The following is a 23018-nucleotide window of genomic DNA, read 5'->3' as shown; positions in this document are numbered from 1 at the left end:
CTGCTCCTTTGGTTTTGTTTCTAGAGTAATTTATTGGTAGAATTAGAATGCACTTATATAACATCTCCCTTCTTTGTTTGTCTAGACAACAACATTTTAATGGAGAATTGATTATAAGTGCATTCTTTTTTTGAATCTATTTGATACTTGTATTTTCAAAGTCTAGGGCATCGATTTTCTCAGCCGCATCATCTTTAAGATAAGAAATTTTCACGATGTCTCCTTCGTTACTTAGAGAGATCATAGGAAACTGTTCTGAGTTGACCACATATAAAGTGTCATCACCAACAAGCTTGACGATAAAATAACCGTCTGTGAGAATCCCTATTCTGGAGATTGCGCCTTGTGCTTTGTTTAAATCTGAAGATTGTGCCGTAAGCGCATTGTTTCCACCTTCTCTTAGCAGTACGCGGCTGTATTCAGTTTGTGCTTCACGAAGTGATTTTCCCCATGCAACTGCTTTATAGTTTTGAACAGAAGCAAAGGCGTAACCAACGACGTTGCCACTATTACCTTTTAGAGTCGAGAAGTAAGTAGCTTCACCATTGATGTTGATGAGATAAGGGAAACTAGCTTTATAACCTGCATTTTGAACAAGTTCTTCCATAAGTCCTACTGCTTTTGTCTCAATAGAACCTGAAATTCGGTTATATTTTGCTTCTCCGTTTTTGGGATTATAGATGACGAAGCCAGTGGTTGCACTGTCTTTACCAACACTGGTCATACCAGTATAGAAGTAAAGTGTATCGTCTTTAAATACATAGCCTTTACCTTGGGTATCCACTAGTTTTCCTTCGTCTGATGGGTTCCACCAACCGTTGATATAGCGGCCATACCAGCTTAGTTGCTTATCAAAGGTGTCCATTGAGAAGACGCGGTCAACCCATATCGGTTGCTCACCTACGTTATAAAACTGTATCTCTTTACTCACTGGATCGACGATAACTGTACCGACAACTTTCATCGTAGATGTCCATGTTTCGTTGGTATATGCTGTCACTACCCAGTAACCTTTACCTTCGTCATCAACTTCAAAAGAGTAGTCGGTTAAACCATAGTTCGGGTAACTTAGGTAGATGGTTCTTTTTAAGTCATCAGATAGGTAACCGCTTGGTGATACACCAAATTTATAGTCGATAAATTGTGAATCGTTAAAATCAGTAGCGCTAACTTGTAAGTAGCCAGGTATTTCACCACTGTTTGAGAGCCATTTAAAGATGCCTCTATACTCAAGTGGGAAAATCCAGTAAGGTTTATCCTTTACAACGCTCAGTGTTCCTTCGCCAATCTGGAACAAACTGCCAAGGCTTGGATCTTTTTCGGTGATAAGTTTTTCAGAAGTTCTTCTTGCATCATCCTCATCTAAGATGACGAGATTTGCCATGTCTACATTGGGAACCGATTCGTCAAATGTAGCGACTTCTACAAGATCAAGCTGAACTTGCTTTGTTTTCCAAGTAAATATTGATGAGGAAGCAACGATACTTACGATGAAATAAAGCACTAAAACACCTAAGATGCCACCTGTTATCTTCTGAAGTATGCCGATATCAGCTTTGCTTTTTACATTTGCAATGGTAGAGACGAAAATTACCGTTGCAATTGCGATAAGTAAGAGTGGTAGTTGTAAAAAGTTAAAAGACAATATTGGTAGTGTTACATAAAATATTGCCGCTAATATAATAATGCCAAGTATGATCCCAATAGGGATTAGTTTTTTCATATTAAATCCTCCTTCTATCTGTTAACAACATACCACTTAGACATTAAAAAAATATTAAGTCGGGATTAAAGTAAAAAAAATCTAGTATTGACTTCGTTAGACATCAACGAGTAAATACTAGATTGCATTTATGTTTAGCAATTAGTGCGCATGTGTATGTGTATGATGAAGATCAGGTGTATGTGCATGACGATGTATATCTGGTTCATGAACGTGAAGGTGAGAGTGTTCGCCCTTTACAAGATAGTCGTGACTGTGTGTATGATGTGCATCATCATGGCTATGTTTATGGTCATGTGCAAGTTCGGGGTGATGGTGTGTGTGTTTGTGCTTTTCAGTAACTGCAAAATAATTACCGATTATCATGATTCCTAGCGCAATGAGAAACATCGTTCCTAAGTTTTCTTTGAGTACCAGCCAAGAAACGAGGACACCGATAAAGGGTGCTGCGGCATAATAAGTACTTGTACGGGCAGCTCCGAGAGTCCGCTGCGCTCTGATGTAAAAGTAGATACTGAGTCCATATGCGACAAAACCTAGACAAAGTGCAAGGATGACGAAAGTGGTTTGATAACTCATCCCCCTTGTAAAATAAGCAATGATGAGTGCACCAAAACCAGAACCAAAGCCTTTGATTACAACTATTTGAAGAGGATCTTTTAAGGAAAGCATGCGTGTACAGTTGTTTTCAAATCCCCATGAGATACAAGCGAGTATAACAAATATTGAACCCATTGAGAATGATAGACTTCCAGATTCGCCTATTGAAAGAAGAAGACTGGAAAGTGTAATTAGTCCGATGGCAAGCCACATACGTTTGCCAACAGACTCTCTGAAGAGGAGCATGGCAATTATTGCAGTGGCCACAATCTCAAAATTGTTTAGAAGAGATGCATTAGCTGAATGTGTGGTTTTAAGTCCCATCATCAGTAAAATGGGTGCTGCTATATCGAGTAAAATCATCCCAATTATAAATGGTAATTCTTTTTTTGTCATCCTTGCTTCACTTTTTTCTACGCCACCAATGGTGAGAAAGATATTTATAAAAAGCATCCCAAGTCCAGCACCGAGATATAGTAGTGCGGCCATCATAGTAGGCGATAGTTCTTTAAGTAAAAGCTTAGAAGCTGGTGCACTAATCCCATATAGTAATGCTGCAAGGATTGCAAAACCTACTGCTGACATAGACTTGTTTTTATGTTTGTTTGAGGTCATGGAATTGCTCACTTTCTAGTTTTTTTGTTTACCCTAATCTATTTTATCTTATAAAAATTGATTTGTCATGGTGACATTTATTACACATCTTATATTGTCTACTATGATAATCAAATTTTAATACTTATTTTATCTTAAATTCTCATTTTTCAGATAAACTGATAAAAAGTTAAGAAAGGTGGTAAAGATGAAGGCATTTATAAAAGATTTAGCGGTTTATTTAGGTAAGCTGGTCATCAAAATAGGAGCTGTAGTGTTGATCGGTGTGGCAATTAGTTATGCAATTTATTACATAAAAGGTTTTGAATTTGGGACTACGATGCGTATCGTGGGTGTAATCATCGCTGTTATTGGTCTTGGTTCGCAGCTTGGGCAAAGCAATATTCGCATGGATTATAACTACAATATGGCTAAGATGAGAGACTCAAGCATGCAAGCGAGAGAGCATGATGGTTTTATGACTGCAGGGAGTTTATCTTTTCTCATATGGATGGGAACGTCAGGTATTGTGTTGTTCTTAATCGGCGATGCGATTATTAGAAACGCATAAAAAAAAGCGGCAATAAAACCGCTTTCAGGTAGTGGGGAATCACTAAAGTTCAACAAGAAAAGTGGTCCCCACTTTTTCTATGCTATTAACTTGGATGATGCCTTTGTGTTGGTCGATGATTTCTTTAGCGATAGCAAGTCCAAGGCCGTATCCGCCAGTCTCTTTAGAACGTGAAGATTCTAAGCGATAGAATCTTTCAAAGATGTGCTTTAGTTCATCTTCTGGCATACCAATACCGGTATCTTTTACTGTTATGCGCACGCCTTGTCGCTTTAAGTCGTTATTTTTTTCAAGTGAGACATAGACTTGTCCGCTATCTTTAGAATACTTGATTGCATTATCAATTAAGATGGAGAACACAGACAGAAGTTGCTTACGATCGCCATTTATTTTCAATCCAGGTGTAATGGTCTGAGAGAGCTGTATCCCTTTTGCTTGTGCGATTTTTTCATAAGCGTTAAGTTCTTTTGAAAGTGCTTCTGAAAGATTGAAATGCTCATATTTTGCGGTTGCTGTACTGCTATCGGTCCTAGATAAAAAGAGCAGTTGTGAGACGAGATGATTCATCTTCTGAGCTTCGTCTTCAATCCCGGAGACGACTTGTCGTTGAAAAGCAAGTTCGGGGTCTATTTCGCCTTCGAGTGTTTCAGTGGATAAAAGGATGACGCTTAAAGGTGTTTTAAGTTCATGTGAAGCATTGGCTAAGAACTCTTGTTTTGATGTATATGCTTCTTTAATAGGACGCAAGCTTCTACCGGCTATAAGATAGCCAAGACCAGCTGACACAAAAACCCCAGCAATTAAACTGAAAACCAGTATTTTTGATAAGTTTTCAAGCGTTTGATATGCGATGGTAACATCCCTAGCCACGACGTAATAGCCTAATGTTTGTGTGTTAATTTCAATGGGCATTTTTGCCATGAGATAATATGATTTTTTCTGATCTTCTAACGTGATGATACTAGGATCATCAGAAATCCTGAGGGTCTTGCTTTTGGTAAGTAATTTATCAAATAATATATCATCACTGGACTTCCAAGTAATGAGCTGATCTGATTGATCAAAAATCATGTATATAGAAAACGTATCCAATGTTTTAGGGATAATCAAATCTTTTACTTCAGGTAGTATGATTGGTAACTCTTCATTTGGTGTTTCAGAATTTGGTGTTTCAGAATTTGAAGTTTCAGGATGATCATCATCAATTTCGTCATGGCTTTCAATTTCAATTTCATCGTCATCATCAGATTTTGAGGCATCATTTGAACTTGATATAAGTATTTTAGGTAGACCGATTATTTGATTGGTAATACGAGATTCTTCAGTGGCCATGTATAGCCATTCAGATCCCTTGATGCTATCAAGCATACGACTGATTTCAGAAGACATCTGATAGTTATTATAATTGACCATTACATAGTATATGCTCAAATTTGTAGCTGTAAGTATGGCGATAAGAATCAAGGAATAGTATAGCGTCATTTTTAATTGTAAGCGTTTGAACATCTATACCTCCAATTTATATCCAATACCTCTGACATTGAGGATGATATTACCTTTAGTCGATTTTTCAATTTTTTTCCTAAGCAGCTTGATAAATGCATCTAAGTTATTTTGCGTGATTTCAAGGTCAAGTCCCCAGACACGATCGATAATAATATCACGTGGTACGACTTGGCGGTTGTTTTCAAGTAGCAAACTCAGCAGCTGATATTCTCGGTTTGAAAGGCCTAAGTCATCTGACTGATAGAGGACACTTTTATGCGTTCGATCAAGCGTAAAGTCACCAATTACGAGTAAATCTTCATTGAGTTTGTGAACACTCCTTCGTGAGAGTGCTTTAACTCTTGCAAGGAGTTCTTTGTACTCAAAAGGTTTAACGAGATAATCATCAGCACCATTTTCAAGTCCGAGGATCTTGTCATCAAGGGTATCTTTAGCGGTTAACATCAGAATACCGCCATTAAAATGGCGGTTTCTGAGTACTTCACAAACTTCTAAACCTGATTTTTCGGGCATCATCCAATCCAAAAGTACGATGTCATATTGATTGCTTTCAGTGTAGAGAAGCGCCTCTACACCATCTTTAGCGTGATCTATCTGATAGCCATCTTTTCTAAAAAGATGAATCAACAATTTTGCAATTTTCGGATCGTCTTCAGCGAGTAAAATCAGCATAATTATCTCCTAGTATTTATTACTTAGTGATGAGAATCAATCATCACCATCTTCGTGATCGTCGTCATGTTCGTCATGGTCGTCGTACTTATCATCGTCTTTATGATTATCGTATTTATCATGATCTTCATCAGAAGCTTCATGATCATCATCTTCAGAATCATAGTCGTGACCTTCATTGCTACTTGAGCCAGTTACGGTGGTAGCACTTGTAGTAGCATCATTAGCTGGTGATTGTGAACCTGCATTATTAGCTATAGGATCGCCTATCTTGCCTATTACTGGTACCTGATTAAGTAAGGACGCACTGTGAGGTGATGAGGCAAAGAAGGTTGTTACGTCTTGTCCTGCGCGAATACCGTGATGTACACCACCAGACCATGACCCTATACTAGTTACATTGTAAATTGTACCATTAACAGCGATATAGGCAGGGTTACCATTCATACCATTATACTTCGAAAGCGCTTCAAGTGTCCATGTTTGTGGAACAGTTGAAGTTTGAGCAAGTGTAATTAAACCTGTATTAGATGAAGCTTGACTTGGTGGCGTACTTGAAGCCTGTGAACCCTCGTTGGGAACGGTAGCTGTGGTAACACTATCTACGTTATTTGTAGCTACTTTTTCTGCGACTAATTTACCAACGACAGGTGATTGATCTGACTGGAATAACGTGCCGCCTCCAAAAGTTGATGCAAATGTAAATTGATAAATAGCAAGAAACAAAATTGCTAAACTCGCTATGCTTATTCCGATTTTTAAACCGTGTTTGTTTTTCATAAACTTTCCTCCTCATCGTTGAGTACTGATTAACAGTACTAATATAATGAACACGCACTCAAAAGTGATGTGTTCTGCTTTACTTCATGAGTTAAGTTTATACGGCTTATCTGAAAATAAAATGAAAGCACGAAATAATGTGAATTTATTTTATTTATACCGTAAATTGCTCATAATGAATCTGGTTTTTTGAAATTCCAAGTTGCTTTAGACTACTTACAGTCATTTTCATCAAGTTCTCTGGACCACAGACAAAATAACCTGTACTTTGATCTGCAAATTGCGGGGGTGCTGTCCAAGTTTTCATCCTGTGATAGTCGAGTCTACCTCGCTCGCCGGTCCAAGTATCGTCACTTGAAACAACGGGGATAAAGATGAAGTTTGGCATCCGCTTCTTAAGTGCTTCTAAATCAGTTAATTGAATCAGATCCTCTTTTTTCTTAACTGACCAGATCAGTAGAACGTGTCTTTGTGTATCTTTGTAAAGCATGTGATTTACCATGCTCAAAACAGGCGTAATACCCACACCGCCTGCTACAAATACTGTAGCTTTTTCTTTCTCAAATTCGAGATAGCTAAATTTTCCATAAGGACCTTCAACGGTGACTGAATCACCAATTTTTAGGTGTTTGATTTTTTGTGTAAAATCACCAAGTGCTTTTACTGTGATAGTGATGTGTGTGCGAGTCGTTGGTGAAGATGAAATTGTAAAAGGGTGTTCTTCAGCTTTAATCCCTTCAGATGTGATTCTAAAAAAACCAAACTGCCCAGGTTGGTATTGAAAAACTTCTCCAGTTTTGGATGTTAAAGCGATTGTCCATGTATCGGTTGTTTCTTTTTGAATGGATGCTACCTCATACTTATGATCTTCAAGTAGCCACGGTTTAAAGATTTTATGGTAGAGGTAAAATGCGGTTGCTATGAAAAAATACACCATATAGGTAGTGAAAATTATCGGATTATTTTGAGCAGAACTAGTAAAGAGGACATGCACTTGCATGAAGAGAAGTGCAATAAATGTCATATTATGAACGAGTTTTAACCGTTCGTATGAAAATACTTTGATTGTGTTCAGTAATTTTACGATTCCACTTAAGTAAGGAATCTTTTTTAAGAGTCTTGTGGACATAAAAAGTAATGAAAGTACACTTATACTTATAAATAGAAAAAGTGCGATACTACCAAGTTGGGTAGTTATGGTTTCGGAAAAAATCATCTCAAATAGACTTTTATGAATGATGATCATCCCAATAGTAACTAAAGCTATGATTCCGTGAAAACGATAAATTTTATCGAGACCAAATTGTCTTTCTATAAACTTAGGTCTAGCACTTAATATAAATTGCCATAATAGCCATGTATAACTAAACACACCAAAAATCATCGGTAGCAAATATGTCAATTTTGTATACTTTACTGTGTTGTTCATCACAATCATGCTTACTAAGATGAGAGGGCTTAAAAAATATGTTGCCTTGATCATAAATTTCATGTAAATACCTCCGTTCTCAAATTGATTATTTTCAATTTGATTTCTAATTTATAATCACACTATATCAAGTGATACTGAAAAGAATCTGAAAGTAAAGAAATTAAGATGAGTTTACTAAACTTACGATTAATGTGGTATACAACTGATATTTAGGGTAAAAGAAGTGTATGCAAAATAATAAGAATCTGTGGTTCAGATCTTAAATTAATGGAGGTATTTAATGCAAAAAGGATTTAGTTTAATTTTATTACTGATAATGGTTATATCTACGATACCAATTGGCTATGGAGATGTAGCAACCTATACATTAACCTATGATGGCAATACGAACACATCTGGAACAGCCCCTATAAGTGTAGATGTTGATGAGGGGACAAGTACAACCTTAGCAGGAGCTGGCGATCTAGATAAAATAGGCTATCAGTTCATAGGCTGGAATACTTTGCCTGATGGTACTGGTACATCTTATGAAGCGGGTGCGAGTTTGACTATGCCAGGAGAGAATATTACATTATATGCAAGATGGAGCGAGACATATACCGTTACATATGATGGTAATGGTCAAACAGGTGGGGCAATACCCACAGATGCAAATAATTATATAGAAGGCGCAACTGTAACAACTAAGTATGCAGATTCATTAGTTAAAACGGGGAAGACACTTATTGGCTGGAATACAGCGACAGACGGTTCTGGGACGAATTATCCTAGGGGCTCAGCTCTGATGATGCCGGGAGCGAATCTAACGCTATATGCACAGTGGCGTGATCCTTTTGTACTTGCCAATAGTGCGATTAGATTTGGAACGGGTACAGAGACATCTGTTAATGCAAATGGTAGCTTACTCCAACCTTTTTATTATGATTCCGTACTCGGTGGTGGTAATTGGTATCCATTGACTTTCGGCAATTATCCGTTAAATTATGCTATTGGTATTAGTGGAGATGGTGCAAATGTTTGGAATGCATTGGGCACAATTGCTGTAGATCAAGCATTAACAAATTATGCACTTGATTTATCGGGCTATACCCCAACTGCTAGCGATAAAGGATATGGTACTATCGTTGTAAAAGGTCGCCTTACTATCGATAGTAAAGATTTAGATATAGAGAGGGCTTATACTTTAGAAGAGAATAGCAGATTCATCTCTATGAAGACAAAAGTCACCAATGTATCTGGAAGTGATATTGAAAATGTTAGAATTTGGTTTGGCACACAAGATGATTTTGTAGGCAATGAAGATAGACCAACCAAAAAAAGAGGAAATCTCGTTTCAGGTGTATTTGAGGTTTTGCTAGATAAAAATAATCAAGCGTCAGCCCTAGAAGTGAGTTCTGGAGCGACAGGTGTTTTATTTTACTCACCTCATGCAACTGCTGATACTATTATTGGATCTGGCTTATCCATGAATATAGTGACAAGTACAGATCCTCGAACAACAGGTCCGACTATAACTTCAGATAACAGTTATGGAATATTTGTTAGAGTCAGTGATCTGGCAAATGGAGAAAGTGATGAAGCAAGTGTTTACTATGCTGCTGGGGAGTTAGCTTCTCTAGGTGATCTTGCTTCAGATTTATCAGATACAGCTTCTCCAGTTCCTGGTAAGCCGACTAGCGTCACTGCAACAGCAGGCAATACACAGGCAAGCGTTTCATTTACAGCACCTACTAGTATTGGTGACTCAGCTATTACAGGGTATACAGTGACATCAACTCCGGGAAATGTTGTGGCTACTGGAACTTCAAGCCCAATAGCGATAACAGGATTGACCAATGGAACTGCATATACATTTACAGTTTTCGCGACAAATGGTCAGGGCGATGGTAGTCTATCCGATGCTTCGAATGAGGTCACACCAATTGCACCAACGCCAACTCCTTCTCCAGAACCCGACCCTGAGCCTACAACGACACCACCTCCTAAGCCTGTGGGTGTAACAATTATCGTAAATGGGAAAGAACAAAGTTCTGGAACTGTGGAAATTAAAGAAAACAATGATGGCACAAAAGACGCTGCTATCGATATTGATGAAGAAACAGTAAATAATCGAATTGATGCTATTGTAGCTGAAGCAACTTCAAATAATCGAAATCTGCTAGAAGTCCCAGTGACTATAAAAGATGCAGATAAGTTAAGCGTTTCGCTAGATGGAAACATAGTGGATAAATTAGCAAACAATAAGTTTGATATGTCAATTAAATCCAGTGGAATTGAATATAAGATTCCTTCTGAACAGCTTCAAATTGAAAAAATTATGAAGGAGTTTGACGTTAATGGTGAAACTTCAGATATAGTGATCACGTTTAAAATCAATCAAGTCTTAACTGAAAAAGTAAATATTATCAAGACAAGTGCAACAGAAAAAGGGTTTGCATTAGTGGTACCACCTGTTGAATTTAGTATTGAAGTAACTTCAAAATCTAATCCAGATCAGAAAGTTTTTATAAATACTTTTAGTCAATTTGTTACTAGGACGATTCAAATCCCAGAAGGGGTAGATCCAACCCAAATTACAACGGGCATTGTGTATAATGAAGACGGAACGTTTTCTCATATTCCGACTGTGCTTTTTGAAGTGGATGGTGTGTATTATGCAAAATTAAATTCACTTACGAATTCTGAGTATTCAGTTATATGGAATCCTATACAAGTGAATGCAGTTAAAGGTCAGTGGTCTGAAAAGTATGTTAATAATATGGCATCGAGACTTGTTATTCAAGACCCTGGAAATTTTGATCCTAAAGCTAATATTACAAGGGGTGATTATGTTGAGTACCTCATTAAAGGTGCTGGCTTGTTTAGGACTGGTGTAGCAAAAGATGGCATATTCACAGATGTAATTGGAAGTGGTGATCAACAAGATGCTATAGCCGTTGCCGTTGAAAGAGGAATCATAAGCGGTTATGAGGATGGTACATTTAAATCAAGTGATTTAATTACAAGAGAAGAAGCGATGACGATGTCCTCAAGCTTACTTCAATATATCATTATCAATCATGAAGAACTTGGTAAAATAAACACTTATGAAGATTCTGAATTGGTATCAGATTGGGCATATGATGCTGTATCAAATGTTTTAAACAGAAATGTTTTTAACGGAAGAAGTGCATCAGAAATAGCACCACAAAGTTATTTGACCTATGCTGAGGCTGCAACTTCTATATACAATATGTTAATTCAAGCAGAAATGATTAGTGAATAGGTGGCTAGTAAGGATGCTCATATGGATATAAAAATTCGTAAAATTGATTTAGAGGACATAGACGTGTTTGAGTTCTTGGCCAAGTGGTCAAATGATGCTGAGATTAGACCTTATGCGACGCCAAGGTTCTCTGAAGAAGGGTATAAAGACATACTAATGGTAGAAATCATGGCTTCATTGATGGAGAATCCAAGTAAAAGTGTATATTTGGTTTGTGATGGAGAAAAACCAATAGGTGAGCTAAGTATTGATATGAATTTTTCTCATAGAGTCTACAAAGAAGATATGACTGCTTGGATCAGTCTATTGATTGGAGAAGCTGAGTATAGAGGTAGAGGAATCAGTAAAATCATGATGGATTTTATTGAAGCTGAATGTAGAAGGCTAGGAGCAAGGGCAATTGAACTTGGTGTGTTTGAATATAATCATAGGGCTCAAAGCTTATACCTTGCTTCTGGCTATCACAAGATAGATGAAATAAAAGCTTTTGTGTTTAATTTTGGCTCTTGGCACAGTGATATTCGGATGCTAAAAAAGTTGTATTAGGATGATATCATATAGTGATTGTATGAAGGGCAAAACTTTATAACCGTTAAGTATATTAATACAATAAACATTGTTGAAATAAATTTATGAAATCAGCTGAAATGGCGATTCTCATACTTTTTCGCAATGTTTATTTTTATGTACAAAAATAAAGATATATAAAGAAATTTATGTGGCTCAAATCGTTTGACAAAGATATTACGCAAATGATACAATTCTTTTAAAGATTACAAAAAAATTGGAGGGACTATTTGGTATGGAGAGTTTATTGAACTTATCTGCAACGCTTGACGGCTTCTTCTGGGGACAGATTATGATTTATCTTTGTCTAGCAGCAGGTGTCTATTTTTCAATTTTGATGCGTTTTCCACAGCTTAGACTTGTTAAAGACATGGTTAAGCAATTAATTGGTGGAAAGGCATCAGCAAGTGGTGTGTCATCATTTCAAGGATTTGCAATGGCTTTGGGTGGCCGTGTAGGTACTGGGAATATCACTGGTGTCGCATCAGCAATTTTCTTTGGGGGGCCAGGAGCAGTATTTTGGATGTGGTTGATTGCTTTCTTGGGCGCAGGTTCAGCGTACATCGAATCAGCACTTGCACAAGTATGGAAAGAAGAAATCCATGGTGAATACCGTGGTGGTCCAGCATATTATATTGAAAAAGGATTAAAATCGAGAGGTCTAGGAATTGCATTTGCGATCTTGACGATTATCTCTTGTGGGATTATGTTACCAGGTATTCAAGCCAATGCATTTGCACAAGCTGGGAACTTATCTTTTGGGATCCCAATGTGGGCGATTGGTTTGGTTTATACTGTTATTACTGCTTTTGTTATATTTGGTGGCGGCAAGAGGATTGCTAAAGCTGCAGAGACAATTGTGCCATTTATGGCAATTGCTTATATCATATTGGCATTGGTTATTTTGGCAGTTAATTTTGGAAAGATTGGAGAAGTCTTTGGACTGATCTTCTCTTCAGCATTTAACATGAATGCAGTGTATGGCGCGGTCTTTGGCCAAGCAGTAGCTTGGGGCGTTAAAAGAGGGATTTTCTCAAATGAAGCAGGCCAGGGAACTGGTGCTCAAGCAGCAGGCGCAGCTGAAGTATCACATCCAGCTAAACAAGGTTTAGTACAAGCATTTTCAGTTTATGTAGATACTCTTTTTGTATGTACTGCAACAGCGGTTATGATTCTTGCAACTGGCGCTTACAATGTTGTAAATGCAGATGGTGGTTTTGTAACTCAGCTCATGCCAGGACTTGAAAAAAGTAATTTTACACAAGAAGCAGTTAATACCTTTATACCGGGTATCGGTGGGGGATTTGTGGCGGTAGCATTGTTTTTCTTTACTTTGACTACTGTTTTTGCATATGCTTTCTATACTGACTCAAGCATCGGTTATATCTTCAAGAAAAATTTTAACGGCAATGGTTATAAGTACACAATTTTGGGATCAAGAATAGTATTGTCTGCGATGGTATTTATTGGTGCTATTTCATCAGTAGATGTTGTCTGGAACTTAGGTTCTGCGGCTGTCGGCGCAATGGCGTGGTTTAATGTTATCGTTATATTGCTACTTACAAAACCTGGACTTGCAACACTTAAAGATTATGAGCAACAAAAGAAAGCGGGGTTAGATCCAGTATTTGTTCCAGCTCGCTTAGGCATAAATGGAGCGGATTTATGGGGTAAGATAGCTAAAACCAATTATGCAGATCAGTTAGATGCATATAATAAAGCAATTAAAGATGGAACTCTAAACAAAAATATGTAACCAGGGATGCTTTATTAGCACTAACCCAATTTTAACTTTACCAATAGACCCATTTAACATATAATTTTTTTATAGAAGTAGATGGCGAAAGGGGTAGACCATGAAAACTTTAATTTTGTATGGTAGTAAAACAGGTACAACAGAACTTTGTGCTAATAAAATAAGGGCTAATTTAGGCTTGCACGAAGTTGATATCATGGATGTTAAAAAAAGTAAGAAACAAGATCTTAGCCAATATGAAACAGTGATTATCGGTACACCTCTATATATGGGGCAAATTACTGGGCCTATAAAAAAGTATTTAGAACTTCATCATAACGAGTTAATGGAGAAAAAACTTTATTTCTTTATATGTGGGCTTGCTCTTGGTCAAGAAGGTGTAGATTTATTTCAGAAACAAATATCTAGTAGTTTGTTTGCTCACGCGAGTCAAATAAAACAATTAGGTGGAGATATTCACTTGGATAGATTGAATCCACTTTATAAATGGATGATGAAAAAAATTCTTGCTAAAGATCAACCAAAATTAGGTCTTTTAGAGGGTGAAATCGCTGAATTTTCAAGCTCAATATCATAAAAAGCTGAGTAAGTGCTTATATAAGCACTTACTCAGCTTTCTTTTTTTATGATAGAAATTTCTATAGATCGTAGAGTGCTAAAAAAGCATCTACTATAACGGGATCAAAATGTTTTCCTCTGCCTTCTTTGATAATTTTTAACGTCTCTGCCATTGTAAAAGGCTCTTTATAAGGGCGCTTCGAGAGTAACGCATCAAATACATCTGCCACTGCAACAATTCGAGCACTTAAAGGTATTTCTTCACCTTTTATACCATTTGGATATCCTGAGCCATCAAATTTCTCATGGTGATTAAGTGCGATTTCGATTCCTGTGGCGAATAAGCTTCTTCCTTTTTTGTTGATATTTTTCTCAGCTTCAACCAGTACATTAGCACCATAAATGGTGTGTGTTTTCATTATTTCAAATTCTGCTGCAGTTAGTTTGCCAGGTTTTAATAAGATACCATCAGGTATGCCTACTTTTCCAATGTCATGCATAGGACTGAACTTAACTAAACTTTCAACATATTCACGTGTGATAATATCCTTGTACTGTGGTTCCTTCTTTAATTCATTTGCAATAAGTTCTACGTAGTGACTCATACGTACTAGATGATCACCAGTATCTTCATCTCTCGCCTCACTTAGCTTCGCTAGCGCAAGAACACTAGAATAAACCAATTCATCCATAAAGATGTTCTTTTGAAATGAGAGCGCGATAGAGGTACTTAAGATCTTCAAATACTCAATGTGTTGATGTTCATAAACATTGGGCTGATCACTTGAAAAGAAGATAAAACCTAGTGGTACACCATTTGCCTCAAGCGGAAGTGTTACCGATGATTTGATGCCATAATCCATCACCATTTGACTATATGGATTAATTGGTCGGTGTACAAAATATGCGTTCATATCGTTAATAATTCTAGGTTCTTTAAGATGCATGATCTGTCCTAGACTTGTGTCAGAAACATTTACCTCATAACCAACTAATGATTCTGCTAGCCCTTTATGTTGGTCTTCTGTAATTCCATAGGTAGCAATAACTGTTTGTGGGTTTTGATCTGTTAGCAAGGCTATTCCGATGTAAGTGTAAGGTAAAATGGATTTAAAAGACTTAAAAATATAGTTTAGAGTTTCTATAAAAGATTGACTGGCATTGATTTTTTCAGTTAATTCAAGTGTATCTGTGAATCCATTAATCATCAATTTTACTTCGTCAGAAAAAGATACATTGATATTGTCAGAGTTGTTTTTATAATTTCGACTTAAACCTAACTTTTCAAAACCTGCATAGAATATGTTAAGCGCTTTGAACATGTCATCGTACATTTGATACATCAAAAGTGCTGCTACGGAGACGATCAAAAATATCAACATGAGAATGATAAATTGATAGACCTCATATTGCTTTTGCATGTTGGTTTCAAAAGATGACAAGATTGCCTCTGAAGCGTCAAGGAGCGACAAGTTATTCTCATTAATATAAATTAATGCTTCTTTAAAGGCAATCGAGTTTTCGTCTTCAGAAACAATAACGTTGATTGCATCAGAAAAAGGCATCCATTGTTTATTAAGGAAATTGATTTCTTGCTCTATTTGACTTAAAGCGTTTTTAGAAACGCGTATGGTTTCATCTGCAGGCGTTACAACAAATCCATTCGATAGATCTGTATACACAGATTGATATGTAGAAGCATCCGTAATCAATTGTTCTATAGTAACTCTTAATTTTGACTCTAAAATTTCATTAGATTGAATCGATTCTTGTGAGAGCAGTGCATCATTTAGTAGATGGATTCTGCTGGCGTTTTTAGAGAATGCTTGTGTGAGCATACGTTGTTTTGCTAAAACTGTAATCATTTGAGAGTTATTTTTTAGAGTATTTCCAGAAAAAAACGAAATACTAACTATAAAAAACAAACCAAGCCCAATGATCGTCATATAGATTAAAAATCTTAATTTAATTTTTGCAAAGATGGGTTTGCCGTTTGACATGTCAAATCGACCTCCTAAATAGGTTGTTGTTTTAAAATTATCTTATCACAATCTAAATTAATAATAAAATAAAAAATTTACAATAGAATTATGAGCAAAATGTTTATAAATCTATACATGCAAGTGAATGTAATAGATAGAGGCAACAATCATTCATTTACTGGTTATCAAATCTTAACACAATTCTTACCCTAAGTTGCTTCACAAAGTCTATATATTTGGTATAATAAGTGATAAGCAAGAAACGTGCCAAAAAACAGTTCGTATAATCTGTTTTGAACAACCACAGATTAATCTTGTATAGGCATAGCTAATAATATTATAAAGGAGGATTCAAATATGAAAAAAGCAATGAGTTTCTTATCATTTTTTGTTTTATCAGCTACAACATTATCTCATCCATCGATTATAACATCGCAAAAGGATGTAGAGGCAGTATGCAAAACCATCAGGTAATTAGTAATAGGTTGTTCATAAAGAAAAGGGCTTTTTCTCACATTAAATAGTGGAAATGGCCCTTTTAATTTTCTAGATACTGCTTTAGGTAATTTGCATCTTCTACTTCAAGTCCTTTTAAACCAGCCCTGCCTTCTAGATGGTGCACAAATTCATGAATTAAAGTCTTTTTTAACAAGGTGCGTAGTTTTTCTAAAGTAAGTCCATAGTGAACCTTCTTAAATGAGCCATAGTAAATCTTGATTTGACGACCTAATCGATCAATAACATATTCCCCCATAATGTAGAGTGGTTTACCGGGTTTGCTTTCTGGGTGCATCTTAAAGTTATCAAGCAGTACGATGCCACCGTTGAGCTCATCAAAAAAAGCCTTTGGAATATCATCAATTATTTCACTTAATGCGACTTCAATCTCATCTAATGAGGGAAATTCATACATAATAGCCTCCAATTATTGCGAATACTAGGTAATAGTTCTAACACTTCATATAGATATGAAGTATAATACATATATATTAGCATAGCATGCTAGAGACAATAAATCTTTACATAATTGTAAATACTTTTAAGTTTTTGGGGGCGTTAATGAGTAATAAGTTAAGAGCAGATGCTTATAAAATTTTTAATGAATCAATTGAGGCTGTAAAGCCTGAAAAGGCTGTTAAAGAAGCCCTTCAAAAGAGTGAAAGACTTGAAGCGATAACGCTAATTGCTATAGGAAAAGCAGCTTGGCGTATGGCGAGGGCTGCTGTAGATATTTTGGGTAAAGAAGTGAAACAAGGGGTAGTAATTACAAAGTATGGACATGGGCAAGGGAATTTAAAAGGCATAACAATTTATGAAGCGGGACATCCCCTTAGCGATGAAAACACTTTAGAAGCTACAAAACATGCTATTTCTATGGTGGAATGTTTGACACAAAGAGATACTGTACTTATGTTGATTTCAGGAGGGGGATCTGCCTTGTTTGAATATCCCCTTGAAGGCATAACACTTAAGGACATTGTGTTTACATCAGATCTACTCTTAAAAGCGGGGGCAGACATAACTGAAATTAACACCATTCGAAAAAGATTGTCTTCTGTGAAAGCAGGTAGATTTGCTCAGCTTTGTCAGCCTGCTAAGATCGTCTCATTGATCCTTTCCGATGTACTTGGAAATAGGCTTGATACTATCGCTTCTGGGCCAATCTATAGTGATGAAACAACAGTTAAGGATGCTATCAATATTATAGAAAAATACGATCTAGATTTCCCACCACATATTATAGAAGCTTTGAAAAAAGAAACCCCAAAATCAGTTGAAGAAATTGAGACAATACTTGTTGGAAATGTGGAAAAATTATGTGAAGTAGCTAGGCAAAGTGCTATTAATTTAGGTTATAACACAGAAGTTATATCGACACATATTTCAGATGATGTAGAGTTATGTGCTTTAGCCATATTGGAAGAGACACGAAAATGGATTGAACGACATAAACAAGAAGACTATAAACAATGTTTTATTTATGGTGGTGAAATGGTTGTTAAAGTAACCGGTGATGGATTAGGAGGTCGATGTCAACATTTTGCATTAAAGATTGCAAGTTTGTTACATAGCGATGAGCAAATGGTCATCTTAGCTGCAGGATCAGATGGAACTGATGGTCCTACCGATGCGGCCGGTGCAGTGATAGACAGTAGTACCTTAAAAAGACTTGAAACAATAGGGTATAATATCGATAATGCGCTACAAACTTTTGATGCGTATCATGCATTAGCACAAAGTGAGGATTTATTGATAACGGGTCCGACGGGTACAAATGTAAATGATCTGATTCTTGTATTGATAGAAAATAAGTTGAAAAGTTAACAATAAATGAACAAATTTAGAATACGGTTGACGAAATTACTAGTTAGTGATATATTTAATTCAAGATATAACTTAGTGATATTAGACAAACAATTGTTATTCTTTTTTTTAACCACATATCACTAATTAAAGATAAAAATACTTATTTTTAAAGGAGAATTTTATTATGAAAAAATCATTTGATCAAGCAATTGAAGAGAGAAGATCTTATTATGCAATTGGAAAAAATGTAGATGTAACTGATGAGACTATAAAAGAAATCGTAGAGCATGCGGTGAAGTTTGTACCCTCAGCATTTAATTCACAAACAGCAAGAGCTGTCGTTCTTTTAGATGGAGAGCATGACAAACTTTGGGAGCTAACTAGAGAATCTTTAAGAAAAGTTGTCCCTGCTGAAGCCTTTGCACCTACAAGTGAAAAGATGGATTCTTTCAAAGCAGGTTATGGTACTATATTGTATTTTGAAGATCAAGCAATAGTTGAAGGTTTACAACAACAGTTTCCACTATACAAAGACAATTTTCCTGTGTGGTCAGAACAATCAAGCGGTATGCTACAATTTGCAATCTGGACGGCTTTAGAAGGTGAGGGTCTAGGTGCTTCACTTCAGCATTATAACGAAATCATCCAAAGCAGTGTCAAGGAAACTTGGAAAATTCCAAACAATTGGAAGTTAATTGCTCAAATGCCTTTCGGAAAACCTCTAGCGCCAGTTGGAGAAAAAGAATTTGCACCTCTTGAAGATAGAGTAAAAATTTATAAGTAATAAAGGTTTATTGCCTTAAGTAAAAAAACAACCGGTATAACTGTAATCAGTTTAACCGGTTGTTTTTTATGATTTCATTTTAGTTTTATTGATATACATATTTTTGTCAGCTTCCCTAAATAAGGCTTCAAATGAAGTGTGATTAGAACTCCTAGTTGCTACACCAATTGCAACTTCTAATGCATTTAGGAAAGTATGTTCTTGATCACTTAGAGAGGTAGTACTGAATTCAGTTTCAAGATGAGCCAAAACCTGACTAGTGCTTAGATCTGAGATACCTGTAAACAATAAAACAAATTCATCTCCACCCATTCGAATAGCAGTTCCTTTGTACTTAGAAGCAACTTGGATCAATATTTTTGAGACATTATCAATTAATAAATCTCCGGTAAGATGACCAAACTTATCATTGATGATTTTAAGATTATTTATATCAAGAACAAATAGCAACTGTGGATAGCCTAAGTGATCAATCTGTTTTTCAATAGAGTTAAAATAACTTCTGTTATAAATGCCTGTTAATGGGTCAATATAGATTAAGCGTTCTCTTTCTTTTGTTAAGAAGAGATCACGTTGAAATTTTAGTAATATCAAGATGAGTGCCACGAGTAAAACTCCGGCACCAGATAGCATAAAAATCAATCGCTTATTTGCAACGTTGTCAATTTCAGGCACTTCTTGGATGCCAAGGTATTTGGAATTCTCATAGTTGAGCAATACTTTTGCTTTATTAAAAATAGAAGCGAGTGGCGCATCAGAGTTGATCATACCAAAATATAAAAAAGAATCAGATGAAGTTTCTCCTTTTTTGATAATGTCATTGTATCCTAAGCCTGAGATATAATAATCAGCAACGGCTGGTGTTTCAATGAAATAATCTGCACGATGCGTTACAACTGCTTTAATTGCTTCCTGAATATCTTTAACAATCAAAAGATTGGGGGATTGCAAATTATATTTTAGGTGATCAATATGCCAGAATCCCTCTATCACTGCAACTTTTTTCCCTTCGAGCCCGTAAATATCATGAACATAAGTGTTTTCTTTAAGTCCGTAGATGACGTCTCGTTCATTGCTAAAAGCATCAGTAAACGTAAAAAGGCTTAGGCGCTCCTCAGTTTTAGCCATGTTAAGTAGATCAAGTTCTCCAGCGAGCATCTTATTATAAGCGACATCAAAAGAATTAGGTTGTGCTATTATTTCGAGTCCAATTAATTCGGCAAAACTGTTGAGATAATGACCAGCAATACCACTATATTTCCCTTCAGTAAAGTAGTCTATAGGAAGATAGTCGTTTGGTACGCCAACGTTAATAGATGGATTTTCTTTTAGCCAATTGATTTCAATATCAGTTAAGTGCAAAATTTTTCTTACATATAGTGTTCGTGCTTTTTTTATGGAGAGTTCAAAATCTAATGTACAACATTCAAAAGATTTTGTCAGAATTTCTATCAATTGCTGATTTTCTTTTAATGAAGCAAATGTCATAAGCGAGCGGATATCATCTAAGTTGGCTACAATTTGGATCTGGGGATATCTAAACAAATAATCATAGACTACATCGCCACCAGAAGTGATAAATGCGTCTATGCTACGAGACGCTAATGCTTCAAGTGCTGCTTCTTGATTGGGATAAAACACAGTATCAAAATGTAAATTGCTATATGCTTTTGCAAAGAGTTCACTAACGACATCACCTTCTATGAAACCAATGTGTTTTCCGTTGATATCGCCTATGTTTTTGACATCTCCATTTTGAACACTAAGAATCGTATAAGGTACGCTGTAGATTTCATTGGTGAAATCCATTGTCTTCAAACGTTCTGGCGTTGGATTGGCACCAAAAAGAAGTTGAATATCTCCAGATGACAAAGCGTCTACAGCTTCCCCCCAATTTAGATCGGGTCTTGTTACAAAGTTGAGGTTCAGCTTTTCTGAAAGTAAGCTAAGGATATCGTTGAGATAACCTTGTGTGCCATCAGTATCTGTAAAATACTCCATACCTCCTGCTGGGTCAAATCCTACGTAGATAGCTTCATTTTGATGTTGCTTTAGCCAAGTAATTTCATCAGCATCTAGTTTATCCGCTATATCAGGTGATAATGTAGTCGAAAAAACGGGAAAACTAAAAACCATGCTCTGCATGAGAAGTATTACAAATAGGACTAGTAAAGTATTGATCATTGAATTTTTATTATTTTTCATGAGGTACCATTCCTAAGTTTTGTATTCCTTTTATTTTAGCATATTAGAGAGACTATTACATAGTATTAACATCATTTGGTCCGAAATATTTCGTACTTTAGTCTCAGTTATAGTAATGACAGTATGGTTGAAACTTTATGTTGTGAGTTGTATAATCAGTACATAACTTGAAATGATGTGGAGAAATGATGACAAAAAAAGATAAATTCAACAATAAAGATTATATAATGAACTGTGATATGCCATCTGAACTTTTTACTGTTAAAGGCATAAAAAGAGAATATCGTGCACTTGCAAAAATGTGGCATCCAGATGTTTCAAATCTCAAGGAAGCTTTGTTTATTATGAGTAAAATTAATGCGCTTTACAATGAAGGGCAGATTTTAATTGAGCAAAATAAGTTTTATGAGAAAGAACGTCTTATTTATAGAAATCATAAAAAAGAGTCTAGTACAAGTTATAATAACACATCAACTACCCATTCATCTTCAACTAAAAACGCAGCGAAACACTCAGCAAATGCTCAAGATGAAAATATAAACTACAATTCTGAAGAAAATGTCAAACGAAGTAAGAAAAAACGAAGTATAGAGCTAATGAGTGTAAATGGAAAATGTGTTAGATTCAAATATTTAAAACGCGTGATGATTGAACTTGGATTTATGTATGTATCTGAAGAGTATGTAATGCTTGAAATCACCAAGTTAAAAAGGAAGATCTTTATGGACTCTATTGATTTATTAAAAGTTGGTGGAGAAGGTTTTTTTAAAGTAGAGATTCCTCAAATTATTGATAGTTTTGAAACAAATACCCATGGCTATATCGTCTTTAAAAAAGAAAAGGGAATCGAACCAATAGTGATTTTAGAATCAGTTCTTGGTTACCTAAAACCACTTGGTTCAAGAAAAATTTGCGAAGGTATTTTTTATGACTTAACAGCACTTAAATACATGGGATATACATCAACGGCGTTTGATAAAGATCTGTGGTTTATAGATGTAAACACTGGAAAACTTCATAATTATGGTATTTTTTTCTATCTGCATGAGTTTAGTTCCAAGTTAAATCGTGCACCAAAGGCAGTGGATGATGCCATAAAGACAATCCATCCTAAAGACAACGAATCACTGCTTATCGATCTAGTTAAGCGTGCAATTATTGTGTTGAATAACAATTATGGGCTAAAAGTGGATGATTTTCATAAATGGTTAGAATCATTAAGTAGCAATTCTTTAGAAACTTCACTTGCTGAAAGTCAAGTGTTTAATCGTTCAATCGCTTCAGTTACAACACATGGATTTGATTTAGACAGTTATTATGCATCTATTTCATACCAGTAACCGAGCAGGTGTTAACAAAACGTAACAAAATAAAACTTGAAGTATTTTGAAAAGTCTGTATAATTAAGAATAATTAAAAAAGTTTAATAAAGTCTTTGATTAGGATGAGTAGTTTTTTTGGATGATATCACAGAGAGTCTTCAGAGGTGGGAGAAGATATATCAACATTAAATGAATGGACCTATGAGATGCGCGGCGAAAGTTTTAGTAGCCGTTGCCGTGTCCTCACGTTATAGAGGCAGGATATGATAGTATCCCTAGCTGAGATGAAGCAGTTTTGCTTCAAGAAGGATGGTACCGCGAACTTAACCGTTTGCTCCTTTAACATAGGAGTAAGCGGTTTTTTATATGCAAAATTTTGATGAATTAAAGGAGG

General features: G+C 36.0%; 17 protein-coding genes and 1 other annotated feature. Of the genes, 8 read left to right on the top strand and 9 right to left on the bottom strand.

From position 1 onward, the window contains the following. Positions 1 to 136: 136 nt before the first annotated feature. Together QE109_RS04470 and QE109_RS04465 are read right to left on the bottom strand one after the other, a co-directional pair. Entirely contained in the window at positions 137 to 1723 is a 1587-nt protein-coding gene (locus tag QE109_RS04470; protein WP_281093202.1) for a hypothetical protein, read from the bottom strand. Between the two features lie 141 nt (positions 1724 to 1864). Further along, complete coding sequence (locus tag QE109_RS04465) at positions 1865 to 2908, bottom strand: DMT family transporter (RefSeq protein ID WP_342637112.1); 1044 nt, start codon at positions 2906 to 2908, stop codon at positions 1865 to 1867. A gap of 217 nt (positions 2909 to 3125) precedes the next feature. On the opposite strand from QE109_RS04465, the gene QE109_RS04460 reads away from it, so the two are divergent. Further along, positions 3126 to 3488: a hypothetical protein gene (locus QE109_RS04460; RefSeq protein WP_281093200.1), complete on the top strand. Its 363-nt coding sequence runs from the start codon at positions 3126 to 3128 to the stop codon at positions 3486 to 3488. Between the two features lie 42 nt (positions 3489 to 3530). Here the strand turns inward: QE109_RS04460 and QE109_RS04455 are convergent, their stop codons facing one another. The 4 genes from QE109_RS04455 to QE109_RS04440 form a co-directional block, all read right to left on the bottom strand. Next, positions 3531 to 4994: a sensor histidine kinase gene (locus tag QE109_RS04455; protein ID WP_281093199.1), complete on the bottom strand. Its 1464-nt coding sequence runs from the start codon at positions 4992 to 4994 to the stop codon at positions 3531 to 3533. Continuing rightward, positions 4995 to 5666: a response regulator transcription factor gene (locus QE109_RS04450; RefSeq protein WP_281093198.1), complete on the bottom strand. Its 672-nt coding sequence runs from the start codon at positions 5664 to 5666 to the stop codon at positions 4995 to 4997. Between the two features lie 36 nt (positions 5667 to 5702). After that, positions 5703 to 6446, bottom strand: a complete 744-nt coding sequence (locus QE109_RS04445; protein WP_281093197.1) for a cytochrome b5 domain-containing protein — start codon at positions 6444 to 6446, stop codon at positions 5703 to 5705. 154 nt (positions 6447 to 6600) lie between these two features. Next, entirely contained in the window at positions 6601 to 7938 is a 1338-nt protein-coding gene (locus QE109_RS04440) for a ferredoxin reductase family protein (RefSeq protein WP_281093196.1), read from the bottom strand. Positions 7939 to 8158: 220 nt separating this feature from the next. On the opposite strand from QE109_RS04440, the gene QE109_RS04435 reads away from it, so the two are divergent. The 4 genes from QE109_RS04435 to QE109_RS04420 all read left to right on the top strand — a co-directional run bounded on the left by QE109_RS04435 (position 8159) and on the right by QE109_RS04420 (position 14043). Then, entirely contained in the window at positions 8159 to 11143 is a 2985-nt protein-coding gene (locus tag QE109_RS04435) for an S-layer homology domain-containing protein (protein ID WP_281093195.1), read from the top strand. Between the two features lie 21 nt (positions 11144 to 11164). Then, positions 11165 to 11689 carry a GNAT family N-acetyltransferase gene (locus tag QE109_RS04430; protein ID WP_281093194.1) on the top strand — a complete coding sequence of 175 codons (525 nt, stop codon included), beginning with the start codon at positions 11165 to 11167 and terminating at the stop codon, positions 11687 to 11689. 256 nt (positions 11690 to 11945) lie between these two features. Beyond that, complete coding sequence (locus tag QE109_RS04425; protein ID WP_281093193.1) at positions 11946 to 13466, top strand: alanine/glycine:cation symporter family protein; 1521 nt, start codon at positions 11946 to 11948, stop codon at positions 13464 to 13466. Positions 13467 to 13566: 100 nt separating this feature from the next. Further along, positions 13567 to 14043 carry a flavodoxin domain-containing protein gene (locus tag QE109_RS04420; RefSeq protein WP_281093192.1) on the top strand — a complete coding sequence of 159 codons (477 nt, stop codon included), beginning with the start codon at positions 13567 to 13569 and terminating at the stop codon, positions 14041 to 14043. Positions 14044 to 14104: 61 nt separating this feature from the next. Here QE109_RS04420 and QE109_RS04415 read toward each other — a convergent pair whose 3' ends face one another. After that, a complete protein-coding gene (locus tag QE109_RS04415; protein WP_281093191.1) occupies positions 14105 to 16024 on the bottom strand; it encodes an HD domain-containing phosphohydrolase in 1920 nt (639 codons plus the stop codon). A gap of 520 nt (positions 16025 to 16544) precedes the next feature. Then, a complete protein-coding gene (locus QE109_RS04410) occupies positions 16545 to 16919 on the bottom strand; it encodes a metallopeptidase family protein (protein ID WP_281093190.1) in 375 nt (124 codons plus the stop codon). A 146-nt stretch (positions 16920 to 17065) separates the two neighbouring features. Between QE109_RS04410 and QE109_RS04405 the strand changes: the two genes are divergently transcribed. Continuing rightward, positions 17066 to 18331 (top strand): glycerate kinase type-2 family protein, encoded by a 1266-nt coding sequence (locus QE109_RS04405; protein ID WP_281093189.1) that lies wholly within the window; start codon positions 17066 to 17068, stop codon positions 18329 to 18331. Positions 18332 to 18497: 166 nt separating this feature from the next. Further along, a complete protein-coding gene (locus tag QE109_RS04400; RefSeq protein WP_281093188.1) occupies positions 18498 to 19097 on the top strand; it encodes a nitroreductase family protein in 600 nt (199 codons plus the stop codon). Between the two features lie 66 nt (positions 19098 to 19163). On the opposite strand, the gene QE109_RS04395 is transcribed toward QE109_RS04400, so the two are convergent. After that, a complete protein-coding gene (locus QE109_RS04395; RefSeq protein ID WP_281093187.1) occupies positions 19164 to 21302 on the bottom strand; it encodes a transporter substrate-binding domain-containing diguanylate cyclase in 2139 nt (712 codons plus the stop codon). Between the two features lie 188 nt (positions 21303 to 21490). On the opposite strand from QE109_RS04395, the gene QE109_RS04390 reads away from it, so the two are divergent. Next, positions 21491 to 22642: a J domain-containing protein gene (locus tag QE109_RS04390; protein WP_281093186.1), complete on the top strand. Its 1152-nt coding sequence runs from the start codon at positions 21491 to 21493 to the stop codon at positions 22640 to 22642. An 86-nt stretch (positions 22643 to 22728) separates the two neighbouring features. Continuing rightward, positions 22729 to 22966 (top strand) — a binding site (T-box leader). The last annotated feature ends 52 nt before the right edge of the window (positions 22967 to 23018 follow it).

This window comes from Fusibacter bizertensis (assembly GCF_029914245.1).
Taxonomy (GTDB): domain Bacteria; phylum Bacillota; class Clostridia; order Peptostreptococcales; family Acidaminobacteraceae; genus Fusibacter_C; species Fusibacter_C bizertensis.
This window is presented reverse-complemented; position numbering and strand designations above follow the sequence as displayed.

What these genes read in the sequence shown, in the direction of transcription:
- QE109_RS04470 (WP_281093202.1), bottom strand. Translation starts at nt 1,723, where the DNA reads ATGAAAAAACTAATCCCTATTGGGATCATACTTGGCATTATTATATTA.
- QE109_RS04395 (WP_281093187.1), bottom strand. Translation starts at nt 21,302, where the DNA reads ATGAAAAATAATAAAAATTCAATGATCAATACTTTACTAGTCCTATTT.
- QE109_RS04430 (WP_281093194.1), top strand. Translation starts at nt 11,165, where the DNA reads ATGGATATAAAAATTCGTAAAATTGATTTAGAGGACATAGACGTGTTT.
- QE109_RS04390 (WP_281093186.1), top strand. Translation starts at nt 21,491, where the DNA reads ATGACAAAAAAAGATAAATTCAACAATAAAGATTATATAATGAACTGT.
- QE109_RS04410 (WP_281093190.1), bottom strand. Translation starts at nt 16,919, where the DNA reads ATGTATGAATTTCCCTCATTAGATGAGATTGAAGTCGCATTAAGTGAA.
- QE109_RS04455 (WP_281093199.1), bottom strand. Translation starts at nt 4,994, where the DNA reads ATGTTCAAACGCTTACAATTAAAAATGACGCTATACTATTCCTTGATT.
- QE109_RS04440 (WP_281093196.1), bottom strand. Translation starts at nt 7,938, where the DNA reads ATGAAATTTATGATCAAGGCAACATATTTTTTAAGCCCTCTCATCTTA.
- QE109_RS04420 (WP_281093192.1), top strand. Translation starts at nt 13,567, where the DNA reads ATGAAAACTTTAATTTTGTATGGTAGTAAAACAGGTACAACAGAACTT.
- QE109_RS04460 (WP_281093200.1), top strand. Translation starts at nt 3,126, where the DNA reads ATGAAGGCATTTATAAAAGATTTAGCGGTTTATTTAGGTAAGCTGGTC.
- QE109_RS04435 (WP_281093195.1), top strand. Translation starts at nt 8,159, where the DNA reads ATGCAAAAAGGATTTAGTTTAATTTTATTACTGATAATGGTTATATCT.
- QE109_RS04400 (WP_281093188.1), top strand. Translation starts at nt 18,498, where the DNA reads ATGAAAAAATCATTTGATCAAGCAATTGAAGAGAGAAGATCTTATTAT.
- QE109_RS04405 (WP_281093189.1), top strand. Translation starts at nt 17,066, where the DNA reads ATGAGTAATAAGTTAAGAGCAGATGCTTATAAAATTTTTAATGAATCA.
- QE109_RS04445 (WP_281093197.1), bottom strand. Translation starts at nt 6,446, where the DNA reads ATGAAAAACAAACACGGTTTAAAAATCGGAATAAGCATAGCGAGTTTA.
- QE109_RS04415 (WP_281093191.1), bottom strand. Translation starts at nt 16,024, where the DNA reads ATGTCAAACGGCAAACCCATCTTTGCAAAAATTAAATTAAGATTTTTA.
- QE109_RS04450 (WP_281093198.1), bottom strand. Translation starts at nt 5,666, where the DNA reads ATGCTGATTTTACTCGCTGAAGACGATCCGAAAATTGCAAAATTGTTG.
- QE109_RS04425 (WP_281093193.1), top strand. Translation starts at nt 11,946, where the DNA reads ATGGAGAGTTTATTGAACTTATCTGCAACGCTTGACGGCTTCTTCTGG.
- QE109_RS04465 (WP_342637112.1), bottom strand. Translation starts at nt 2,908, where the DNA reads ATGTCAGCAGTAGGTTTTGCAATCCTTGCAGCATTACTATATGGGATT.